The sequence below is a fragment of the Ruegeria sp. BHSA118 genome, from assembly GCF_059613405.1.
Genome location: NZ_JBXWSM010000028.1, coordinates 1 through 11,372, shown reverse-complemented (window position 1 = coordinate 11,372; position 11,372 = coordinate 1). Strand labels below are relative to the sequence as shown.

Below are 11,372 nucleotides of genomic sequence, written 5' to 3'. Positions count from 1 at the left end.
GGCCGGTCACTGGATATCGACCCGTCCGGTAGATGTCCGCGCCCGGTTCTGTGGGCGGTACATGTCCTCGACCGAGGCCGCCGGATGATGGAACACACCAGGTGTTACGGCGCGCGCCACGTAGGCCAGCGTCACGGTTTCACGACCAGACAAATCAACGGCGGCCAGGAACCGGTCCGAGCGGAACTCGGTATGGGTGGCGTCGGACAGGTCCAGCCAGTCCAGCGATCGGACATCGCCCGAGCGCAGCAGGCTCGGGTTGTCGATCTCGATCCCGGCGGCCAGTGGATCGTTCACCATCAGCCGCGCACCGCCGCTTTCGAACGGTGTAACTTGCAGTACGGTGACGAACCGATCACCCACGGAAAAGCTGTCTGAATCGATCAGATCGCCATCCATCGAGTAATACCGCCGTTCGATTGCATAGCCGGTGCCGCCCGCCTCGGGCGGAACCTCCGGGATGCCTGTGACCGTCAAGGTGATATCCGTCGCCTGACCGTCGGCGGCCGTGATGTTTATCTCATCCGCCTGTCCGGATTGCAGAACTTTCACAAACGGACCGGAAACCGGCGCCCCGTTCACCATCAAGCCCGATCCCCTTGGGTCAGACACAAGCGCGTGCGCCGCCAGCAATGACCACGTGGCCTCCTGAGTGGACAGCGGCGTGCGAGCTGTGCTCAGCCGTTGGATCAAAGCATCGCGGTCGATCGCCTCGCTGCCCGCGTCTACGGCAAGGGTCAACAGACCGGCCGCATCCCGCAGGCGGGTGCCGTAGTCAGCGCGCCAGACGTTCTGTTGCTGGTTCTGTTGCCGATCCAGCATCCGCGCGGCGCGGTTGAACATCGCATCCGCTCGGGTCTGGTCGCCGTAAGAGGCCAGAGCAGCACCCAGTTGCGCCGCTGCCAGAGGGGTGTCGAAGGCATCCCCTTTGACATCCGCGTAATAGCGCAGATCGCCCATCGAGGCCGCGCCTTCCCGCGCAAGAACCATCAGGGCATAGGCGATGTCCTGACCGCCTTCGTCGAAATCAGGCGCGTAATTGACCCTGTTCCGAAGATTGTCCATCGCCTGAGCGAACGCCCGGTCCGGCACGGGATGCCCCTGAATGCGGGCACGGGACAGGAAATCGGTCACATAGGCGTCCAGCCAGAAATCCCCGCTGTCTGCGCGCCACAGGCCAAAGGCGCCGTTTGCGGCCTGACGGGTCAGGATACTGCGGATCGAATCGGCGATGCGTTGATCCACAATCGGGCCATCCCCCAGCCCCGTGGCTTGCGCAACGGATGATAGGTACAGCAACGGCAGCGCTTTGCTGGTGATCTGTTCGGTGCAGCCATAGGGGTAACGGTTCAGCTGATCCAGCAGTCCGGGCGTGTCGAATTTGGCAAACGCTCCGGCGGACAGGATGGCCTTGGCCGAACCCGGCTGGAACCCGTCAAACACATCCTGCGAAAACAGGAAGCTATCGCCTGCGCCCAAGGCAAAACGCCGCGTCTGTGCAATCACCGGATCATTGGCCCGTACCGGCATTCGCAGGGTTTGCGACAGGTCACGCCCATCAGGTGTGGTGATCGAAACGCTGATTTCAGGATCGCCGATGGCGCTGGCCGTGATCGGGATCTCGAAAACCGCCTTGCCACCGTCCTCCAGCACAAAGCTGGCCGGTGCCGCGCCCAGTTCCAAACCATTGGAGGCGGTCAGGCCAAGTGCCATTTCCCCGGGTGTGCCATCCGCATGGATGATTTCAAGACGCATCCGGCTTTGATCGCCCGGGGCAAGGAAGCGCGGAAGGCTGGCGGTGACGACCACAGGGTCGCGGACGATCATTTCAGCTTCGGCCTGACCGACGGCTTTGCGCGACCACGCGACGGCCATCAGCCGGACGGTTCCGTTGAAGGCGGGAAGGGGAATGTCGATCTCAACCTCACCATCCGCGCCGATCTCGACCGGGCCACTGAACACGGCCATCAGGTCTTGTGTCGGCGGCGGAGACTGGCGACGCATCCCGCTGTCATTGTCGCCGCCCGAGCGCACTGTGCCCATGGCTCCGTTCATGCCGTCGATCAGTCGCCCGTAGACATCCCGCAGATCAACACCCAGGCGGCGCTGCCCGAAATAGTATCCTTGTGGGTCCGGGCTGTTGAACCCGGTGAGGTTCAGGATGCCCACATCGACGGCGGCCAGCGTCAGCCAGACCGGTTCATTGTCCACGGTGTTTTTGACCCTGATGCGGGCTTTTTGCGTCTGACGGGGTGCGGTGGCCTCGGGCACATCGACAGTCACGGAAAGTCTACGGTCCCCTGGATCGATACTGGCATGGGCCACGCCCATCGCCCGCGCGGGGTTCCGCCCGGCTGCAACATCCATTGGGCGGATCACGGTTGCGGTGACATATGCCCCGGCGCCCCAATCCTGGGTCACCTCAATCGGGATCAAAGCTTCCCCTTCGGGCACCTCCACGATCTGGCGGTGGATCAGACGGTTCGAAAGGACTTCGATCTGAGCGACACCGGCCATGCGTGGCACGATGCGCAACTGCGCCGTATCCCCGATGCGATAGCTGTCGCGATCCAACGACATTTCAAGCCGGTCCGGCGTGGTCGATGCATCGGCGGCCTGATACCAGCCCGCATAGAAATCGATGGCGGTTTCGGTAAATGTTCCGTCAACTCGTTGCACCACCAGTTCATAGCGCCCCCATTCCACAGGCTGGGTCAACGTCAGAGGGTCAGAGGAGACGTCCACCTCGCCAGTGGCGACACGGCTGCGGCGCGTTGTCGGTTCCCAGTTCCAGTCACCGTGAAGCTGGTACCATTGATAGCGCGTTTCTATCTTGTTCAGCGTCCAGCGGAGACGCATCGGAATGAGCGTCAGCTCAGGCGAGAGGCCAACGATCTCGAACGCCGCCTCGGTGCTTTCCGGGATGACTTCGTCGAACAGGGGTTTGACACCAATAACAGGGTGCGGCGGCAGGACAGGCGCGGTCAGGCGACGCTCGACCGGGCGGCCCGAGCCATCGGCCAGCCGGGCGATGAGTTCGACCTCGATTGGCTTTCCTTCAGTCTCTAACACGGGGACTTTGACCGCCACGGTCGCGTGCCCCGTCGCGTCTGTGCGCATGTCTCCGAAATAGGTGCTCTTGATCGAGGTTTCTGCATCATAGCGGCCAAAGCGATACCCGTCATAGCCCGGGACCGTGTCCGCCGGGCGGGCGATGACCTGCCCGTCAATGCTCAGGTCTGACCCCGGCGCTCCAAACAGATAGCGCGCGTCGATCGAGAGCGGTGGACTGTCGCCGGGGCGCAAGGGTGCGTCGGGCAGGGTCAGTTCGAAATCGATACGTTCGGGCAGGAAATCCTCGACAAGAACGGTCTGACGCGCCAACGCATCGCCTTTTGGGTCGGATTTGATTTCAATCTTCCATGCGCCACGCGGTACGTCTGCGGCCACGGACAGGGCAAAGACATGGCCCCCGGCAACACCGCCATCCGAGACAGACCGGCGGTATTCCACCCCGTCCGGGCGATACAGGATCGCAGTCAGAGGCAGGCCCTCGATGGCCTGCGCCTTGCCATCGCGGGACAGGGCGGTGACATGGATCACTTCGCCGGCCCTGTAAGCACCTCGGTCGGTGGTCAGAAAGACATCGACCGGCCCCGCCGGCGCGCGCCCTTCAACGCCGCGATCCGACAGGTCAAAGGCAGGATCGGTCAGCGAGAGAAAGCTGAAATCGCTATCATCGATTGCTGCCGTCACCAGAGCAGGCGCACTGGCGCCTTTGCCGCGTGTCAGGCCCGGATCGAACCTTACATAGCCGGTTTCATCGGTCTGTGCCGATGCGATGACGGCGTTCGCCCCTGAGACCAGCGAAACTTTGACACCTTTGCGCGGTGCGGCGTCGCTTAGCCCGCGCACGGTCACGTGCAGCCCGTCAGTGCCCAGGGCGGTGCTGATCCCCAGATCAGAAAGAACAAACCATTGCGTTGCGCCAGGATCGTCATAGGGATCGGCCCCCGGAACGCGGGCGGTCAGTGCATAGATACCGGCAGGTTGATCCGAGATCGCTTCGGCCATGGGAAGACGTGCCGTCATGGTCTGGTTCAACTGGTTTGAAACCTCGGCAGTACCCATCCAGATGTCCTGGGCAATCTGGTCCGAGAACTCTTCCTCCTGCCATTCGCTGAGCGGGCGGCTGAAAAAATCCTGTTGCACGGCACGCAACAGGTTCCGGTCGCTGACCCGCCGCAGGGTCAGGTCAAGTTCGGTGACATTGACCGTTTCGACGGGCAAGGCCGCGTCGGCAGATTTCGGAAGGACATAGCTGCGCCCGGGAAACCGAACCGAAGGCGTCCGGTCGCGTACATAATGGGTCAGTTCGATGCTGCGGTTCAGTGCTTCGCCCGAGGCGGCAGGCAAGCCTTCGCGCAATGTCAGGCGATAGCGCTGGCCATGCGCAACTCCATCGACGCAAAGCTGCCTGCCTTCGGCCTGCACGACCAGCCCGTCAGCGTCACGTTGAACGAAGGGGTCATAGTCTACCCCGGCTTTGACCAGCGATTCCGAGAATTCGATACAGATCCTGGGGGCTGCCGCATCGCTTTCGACCGAGCTGTCGACCACGCGGAAACCGTATTTGCCGATGGCTTTGTCCAATGCGGTCAGCACGTCTTCGCGCGGTTGCACCTGCTCGGCCAGCCGAAGAACAGGAATCATGTCGCGCCCGCGCTCAACCTCTTCCAGGGCTTCCGCAAGGGTCATCAGGGCAGCGATCTGGGTGCCGGGAGCATCGGCGCGCAGATAGCCATTGATCGCCGCATTCAGTGCGCGGCCGCGCAGGTCGCGCCGCTCGTTCCAACCCGAAGGGTTCATGGCCAGCAACAGGCGCGCATATTCCACCCAAAGATCCGCGCGGTCGCTGAGCGATACGGCGACACCGGTCCACTGCATAGTTTGTGCGACACTGCCTGCGTCGCGCGCCGCATCCAGAACGGCCTGAAGGTCATACCCCCCTGCCGGGTGCAGGAATCCCAGATCGCGGGCTTGTTTTCTTGCGTGCCCCAGATCGTCAGAACTCAGGACGCTCAGTGCTTGTGCGCGCGTTTTTCCCAAGGTTAGGGTCTGTTCGCTGCTTGGCACCTTTTGCGCGGACAATGCGCCTTGATACGCCTCTTGTCGGTTCACGCCACTTTTGGGAAAGCAGGCATCGGACTGGGTGTTATAGGTGAACGCCGTACATTGTCCGTTGGCCGAGCAGGCCTGAATACAGGACTTCAGATCGGTGTCGAACAACGCATCCAGATCCGACCCGTAAAAGTCCGTATCCCGAGAGGTGACATAGCGGAACTCGGGCACCGCACTCTGCGCCAGAACGGCAGCGGGAAGGATCAGAAGGCAAATTACGTAAGTTATTGAAATAAAAACAAAGCGGTGCATCGTGCTCTCCTCTTTGGGCTCAACCTTGCATGGCGCGCGCCTGTAGCGCAACGGCTTAAACAGTTTTTCACTCTCTGTCGCGATGCTGAAATCCGAACGTTCCGGAATCGATCAATATGAGTCTTGCAAACAAACTGGCACAGGAACGGCGTGCGCGTCTGGCGGCCGAACGAATGCTTGCCTTGAAACAGGCCGAGCTTTCGGCTGCCAATCGCAAAATGGGCCAACACGCCATGGCGCTGACCAGGCGTATTGGTGAAACACAGGCCGAAGTTGAAACTGTTCGCGGCGAAAACGAAAAGGTCAAATCCGATCTCACCGTCGCTCATGCCAAGATCGAGATCGCCGAACGCCGCCTTTGGCATTCGATCCAGACCATTCAGGACGGGTTTGCTTTCTTTGACGGCGACAGCAGGCTCATCAGCGCAAACGCTGCATATCTCAGCGTATTTGAAGGGCTGGATGAGGTCGCGCCAGGGATTTCCTACCAGCGCATTCTGCAATTGCTGACCACCGAAGGAATTGTCGATATCGGTGACGAAACTGCCGAGGAATGGCAGGCCAGAATGCAGGCTCGCTGGAATCGGGTCAATCCACCCCCGATCGTCATGCAATTGTGGAACGGCCATTACATCCGCCTGATAGATCAACGTGGCAGCGGCGGTGACGTGGTCAGCCTGGCGCTCAACATCACCGCGTCGGTCCGGCACGAAACAGAACTGAAGGCTGCCCGCGAACGGGCGGAAGCGGCCAACAGGGCCAAATCAGCCTTTCTCGCCAATATGAGTCACGAAATACGCACGCCGATGAATGGTATCGTGGGTATGGCCGAACTGCTTGATGAATCTCCGCTGGACGAAGAACAGCGGCTCTATGTCAACACGATCCGCAATTCGGGTGAGGCATTGTTGGTTATCATCAACGACGTGCTTGATTACTCCAAGATCGAGGCGGACAAACTGGTTCTGCACCCTGAACCCTTTGATCTGGAGCGCTGCATTCTTGAAGTCGCGATGCTGTTGCAGCCAAGCGTGCGCGACAAGGGGCTCACGTTGCTTGTGGATTACGACCTGTTCCTGCCCACCCTTTTTGTGGGCGATCCCGGCCGAATACGGCAGGTTCTGACCAATCTGGTCGGCAACGCAGTCAAGTTCACCACGGAAGGGCATGTCCTGGTCCGTGTGACAGGCGTTCCGCATACCCAGGCTCAGACATGCGACATCCATGTTGCAATCGAAGATACCGGCATCGGTATCGATGCGGACAAGATCAACCACGTTTTTGGTGAGTTCAACCAGGTCGAAGATGAACGCAATCGCCAATTTGAAGGTACCGGATTGGGTCTTGCGATCACCAGGCGCCTGATCACCATGATGGGCGGTTCAGTCTGGGTCGAAAGCGAACCGGGTCGGGGATCCTGTTTCGGGTTCAGGGTGTCGCTGCCCACGGCAGAAGGCCCGCAGCCCGAACCTCCGAAACTGGCGGATTGCGTGAAACACGTCATGGTGGTCGAGGATCTGGCCGTAAACCGGGCCATTCTGGCGAAACAACTTGGCCGTTTAGGGGCCGAAGTGACGGTTTGCGCGTCAGGGGCCGAGGCGCTGGCTGAAATGCATGACGCAATTGAACTTGTCCTGTGCGATCATGTTCTGCCGGATATGGATGGCTTGGATCTTGCCGTTACCCTCAAAGACCGTGGATGGGGCGACGCCTCGGTCATCGTGATGTCTGCAAATCCATCTTTGATCCACACGCACCCAGCCCGCGAACTGATCGACGGTGTGTTGCAGAAGCCGATCCCCAGGGCCGAGTTGTATTCCAGACTCGTGGCTCTCAAGGACACCCCGCCGCCAGAACGTCGTTCAACGCAGCGAAAATCCGCCTCTGACAACAAAGAAACCAATGTCCCGGAAACAAGGCGCATGAAGGTACTTGCGGCCGAGGACAATCTTACCAACCAGCTGATCCTGAAAAAGATGGTCAAAGACCTGCATATAGACCTGCGATTTGCGTCCAATGGAATAGAAGCCGTCAAGATCTTTCAGGAATTTGACCCGGACTTGATCTTCATGGACATATCGATGCCAAAAATGGACGGCAAACAGGCCACCGCTGAAATCCGCAGGCTTGAGGTCGAAACAGGGCGTCATGTCCCGATCGTCGCCTTGACGGCTCATGCAATGGCCGGTGACGATCAGGGCATCCTGTCCGCGGGGTTGGATCACTACATGACGAAACCGCTGCGCAAAAATCATATTCATCAAATGATCCTGCAACACCAACCGGATGGCGTAAGCGAAGTCATTGACAATCACCTCGCCCAGGAACAAGCACCCATGTGTGACCGCAATCAGGATCCCACTTCATCTGGCTGAAAATATCCCGGGGAGCGCGAGGGGCTGGCCCCTCGCCCGGACCCACGGCCCAGAACCGTGGAAGGAAATATCGATCAGGCTGTCAGGATCTCAGGCCGAATAAGGTCGAACAAAGACAGGTTTATCCTTTTCCGACAGGTCAGCACGATACGCGTAACCGCCCGTATCGAAATCCAGCAGGGCATCGGGGTCGGTCAGCCGGTGCTGAATGACATATCGCGCCATTGCACCACGCGCTTTTTTGGCAAAGAAACTCACGATCTTCGGAGTGCCGTTCCTGTCTTCCATGAACACCGGCGAGATGACGCGCAATTTCAGAGCGTTCGGATCCACGGCGCCGAAATACTCCTGACTGGCGCAGTTGATCAGAACGTCGCTGCCGATCACGTTGCCTTGTGCGTTCAGAGCTTTGCTCAGCTGGTCGCGCCAATACTCATACAGGGTCTTGCCGCGCCGTGTTTTCAGCTTGCTGCCCATCTCCAGCCTGTAGGGCTGTATCGCATCGAGTGGCCGCAAGACACCATAGAGACCTGAGAGGATGCGCAGATGATCCTGTGCCCATGCCAGTTCGTCAGAATCGAGCGAAGCTGCCTCCAGACCCTGATAGGTGTCCCCCGCAAAGGCCAGCGCGGCCGGGCGCGTTGCATCATCGTCTGGCATACCGGAAAAAGCACGATAGCGATCGCGGTTCAGGCGCGCCAGATCATCGCTCAGACCCATCAGCTTTTTCAGATCGCCAAGGGTCAGGTTGCGCGCGGTTTTGGACAGTCTGATCGCATCATCCTGAAAATCGGGCTGTGTGACTTCAACGTCCCGCTCTGTCCAGTCCAGCCGTTTGGCCGGGGAAATCACTACCAGCATATCTGCCCTCTTTCCTTGCCTGTCCCGGCGTATCTAGCCCGCCTCACGCAGCACGTCCAGAAAGGCGGTGCCAAACCTTTCGTGACGTCGGTCGCCCAGCACCTGTTCAAGCCCGCGCAGGTCATCCGGGCGCATCTGTGCCACCTTTGCCAGTTGCGAGGCCGAGCAGGTCAGGGGCTTGTCTATACCGTCGGGACCGCGGGACAATTGGGACTGCACTTCCAGCAAGCGGTCATAGATGTCGCCCTGATCGCGACCGGCCAGCTTGCGGCGCGCCGGGTGCAACACCTGGGCTTCGCCCGCGATCACTTCAAGGAAGGTGTCGCCATACCGTTCCAGCTTCTTGGCGCCGACGCCGCCGATCCGGGCCATATTGTCCAGCGTCATGGGGCGTTTTTCTGCCATTTCAATCAGGGTGCGATCCGGGAAAATGACATAGGCCGGGACCCGGGCGGATTCTGCCAATGCGCGTCTTTTGGCTTTGAGAGCCGACAGCAAGGGCGCATCTTCATCCGACACCATGGCTTTCACGGCGGGGCGACGGGTTGCCTTGCGCAGGGCGTCCTTGCGCAGGTTGATCTTTGCCTCGCCCTTGAGAATAGGTTTGGCGGCCTCGGTCATGCGCAAGGCCCCGTGGCGTTCGGGGTCGGGGCGCACCAGATCGTGCCCCATCATCTGGCGGAATATCGCCTGCCATTGCGCGCGCGACCAGTCCTTGCCGATGCCCCAGGTGGACAAACCATCATGACCGCGCGCGCGGATCTTGTCGGTCTCATTCCCCAGAAGGATGTCGATCAAATGACCGCTGCCAAACCATTCCTCGGTGCGAAGAATCGCGGACAAGGCCATTCGGACGGGTGTTGTGCCATCAAATACCTCGGGCGGTGTATCGCACAGGTCGCATTTGCCGCAGGGTGCAGCCTGTTCCCCGAAATAGACCAGCAGGGTCTGGCGGCGGCATTCCAGTGCCTCAGCCAACCCCAGCAGCGCGTTCAGCCGCGCATGATCCGCCATGCGGCGCTCGGGTGGTGCCAGCCCCTCGTCAATCTGCGAGCGGCGCAGGCGGATATCGTCCGGGCCGAACAGGGTCAGAGTTTCGGCTGGCCCGCCGTCGCGGCCGGCGCGGCCGATTTCCTGATAATAGGCTTCGATGGATTTCGGCAGGTCCGCATGCGCGACCCAGCGGATGTCGGGCTTGTCGATGCCCATGCCAAAGGCCACGGTGGCCACCACGATCAGCCCGTCCTCGCGCGCGAAACGGGTTTCGACGATGCGGCGGTCTTCGGCTTCCATCCCGCCGTGATAGTGGCAGGCGCTGTGGCCCTGTTCGCGAAGCGCCTGCGCCAGCACTTCGGTCTTGTTGCGGGTGCCGCAATAGATGATGCCCGACTGGCCTCGGCGGGCGTCGGCGAAATCCAGAATCTGCCTGCGCGGGCTGTCCTTGGCGGCAAAGGCAAGATGGATGTTCGGCCGGTCGAACCCGCGCAGAAACTTGCGCGGGGGTGTGCCGTCGAACAGTTTCTCGACGATTTCGTCCTGGGTTTCCGCATCTGCCGTGGCGGTGAAGGCGGCCAGGGGCACATTCAGGGCGCGCCGCAGCTCTCCAATCCGCAGATAGTCGGGGCGGAAATCATGGCCCCACTGGCTGACGCAATGGGCCTCGTCCACTGCGATCAGGCTGACATTGATCCGCCGCAGCATGCCCAGCGCCGAGCCCGCCGCCAGCCGTTCGGGCGCCATATACAGCAGTTTCAGCCGCCCGGCTTCGAGCGCCTCCCACACGGCGTCGGTTTCCTCGGTGGTGTTGCCCGAGGTCAGCGCACCAGCCTCGACCCCGGCTTCTTGCAGCCCCCGCACCTGATCGCGCATCAGGGCGATCAGCGGCGAGATCACCACGGTGACCCCGTCGCGCAGCAATGCAGGCAGTTGATAGCACAGGGATTTGCCGCCGCCCGTGGGCATGATGGCCAGCACGTTCTGGTCGGCGGTTACGGCATCGACGATCTCTTCCTGCCCGGGGCGGAATTCATCGAATCCAAAGACATCTCGCAGCAGAGGCGCGGCGTCGAACATGTGCGGGGGTGCCCTGTTTCAAGATTTGACTGCTCTTGAAAGGACAATCACACAGTCGGAATCGGGGAACAAGAGGTCAGTAGAAATAGACCGCGTTGTTGATCAGGATGATCCGCAGCGCATAGACCCCGATCAGCACCACCAGCGGCGTCAGGTCCAGACCGCCCATATTGGGCAGGATACGCCGGATCGGGCCATAAATAGGCTCTAACAGGCGGTTCAGCCCGTACCAGATTTGCGCGACCAGCTGTTGGTGCAGGTTGAGCACCTGAAAGTTGATCAGCCAGCTCATGATCACATGGGCCAGGATGATGAACCAGACAATGTCCAGGATCAGCAGCAGGATTTGGATCAGCGACAGCATGGGTTCTCCGTATTCTTGTTGGCCGAGACCTAAGCACCATAGCGACAAAGAGCAAGTGTCTGGCACTCAACGCTTGCGATTTGAATTAAAGCCCAGTCATATAATCGCAACGATAAACAGGGGCAGAGATGGCAGAAATATCCAAGCGCAGGCGCATCTGGGGCTGGTGGTTCTTTGACTGGGCCAGCCAGCCCTATCACACCCTTCTGGTCACCTTTGTCTTTGGCCCCTACTTCGCTGGCGTCGCCGCCGGGTATTTCACCACT

The 11,372-nt window shown here is 60.4% G+C and carries 5 protein-coding genes and 1 pseudogene; 2 read left to right on the top strand and 4 right to left on the bottom strand.

What is annotated here, in order from left to right:
• Positions 1–6: 6 nt before the first annotated feature.
• Positions 7–5,433 (bottom strand): alpha-2-macroglobulin family protein, encoded by a 5,427-nt coding sequence (locus AC2FNN_RS10490; protein ID WP_496758426.1) that lies wholly within the window; start codon positions 5,431–5,433, stop codon positions 7–9.
• A gap of 116 nt (positions 5,434–5,549) precedes the next feature.
• On the opposite strand from AC2FNN_RS10490, the gene AC2FNN_RS10485 reads away from it, so the two are divergent.
• Positions 5,550–7,808 carry a response regulator gene (locus AC2FNN_RS10485; RefSeq protein WP_496758424.1) on the top strand — a complete coding sequence of 753 codons (2,259 nt, stop codon included), beginning with the start codon at positions 5,550–5,552 and terminating at the stop codon, positions 7,806–7,808.
• 90 nt (positions 7,809–7,898) lie between these two features.
• On the opposite strand, the gene yaaA is transcribed toward AC2FNN_RS10485, so the two are convergent.
• From yaaA to AC2FNN_RS10470, 3 genes are all read right to left on the bottom strand, one after another.
• Positions 7,899–8,669: a peroxide stress protein YaaA gene (yaaA, locus tag AC2FNN_RS10480; RefSeq protein ID WP_496758423.1), complete on the bottom strand. Its 771-nt coding sequence runs from the start codon at positions 8,667–8,669 to the stop codon at positions 7,899–7,901.
• A gap of 33 nt (positions 8,670–8,702) precedes the next feature.
• A complete protein-coding gene (gene recQ, locus AC2FNN_RS10475) occupies positions 8,703–10,742 on the bottom strand; it encodes a DNA helicase RecQ (protein ID WP_496758422.1) in 2,040 nt (679 codons plus the stop codon).
• Positions 10,743–10,818: 76 nt separating this feature from the next.
• Positions 10,819–11,106 carry a YggT family protein gene (locus tag AC2FNN_RS10470; protein WP_005980077.1) on the bottom strand — a complete coding sequence of 96 codons (288 nt, stop codon included), beginning with the start codon at positions 11,104–11,106 and terminating at the stop codon, positions 10,819–10,821.
• 128 nt (positions 11,107–11,234) lie between these two features.
• On the opposite strand from AC2FNN_RS10470, the pseudogene AC2FNN_RS10465 reads away from it, so the two are divergent.
• Positions 11,235–11,372 (top strand): annotated as a pseudogene (locus AC2FNN_RS10465) (MFS transporter); the annotation flags it as partial.

What these genes read in the sequence shown, in the direction of transcription:
- AC2FNN_RS10490 (WP_496758426.1), bottom strand. Translation starts at nt 5,433, where the DNA reads ATGCACCGCTTTGTTTTTATTTCAATAACTTACGTAATTTGCCTTCTG.
- AC2FNN_RS10485 (WP_496758424.1), top strand. Translation starts at nt 5,550, where the DNA reads ATGAGTCTTGCAAACAAACTGGCACAGGAACGGCGTGCGCGTCTGGCG.
- yaaA (WP_496758423.1), bottom strand. Translation starts at nt 8,669, where the DNA reads ATGCTGGTAGTGATTTCCCCGGCCAAACGGCTGGACTGGACAGAGCGG.
- recQ (WP_496758422.1), bottom strand. Translation starts at nt 10,742, where the DNA reads ATGTTCGACGCCGCGCCTCTGCTGCGAGATGTCTTTGGATTCGATGAA.
- AC2FNN_RS10470 (WP_005980077.1), bottom strand. Translation starts at nt 11,106, where the DNA reads ATGCTGTCGCTGATCCAAATCCTGCTGCTGATCCTGGACATTGTCTGG.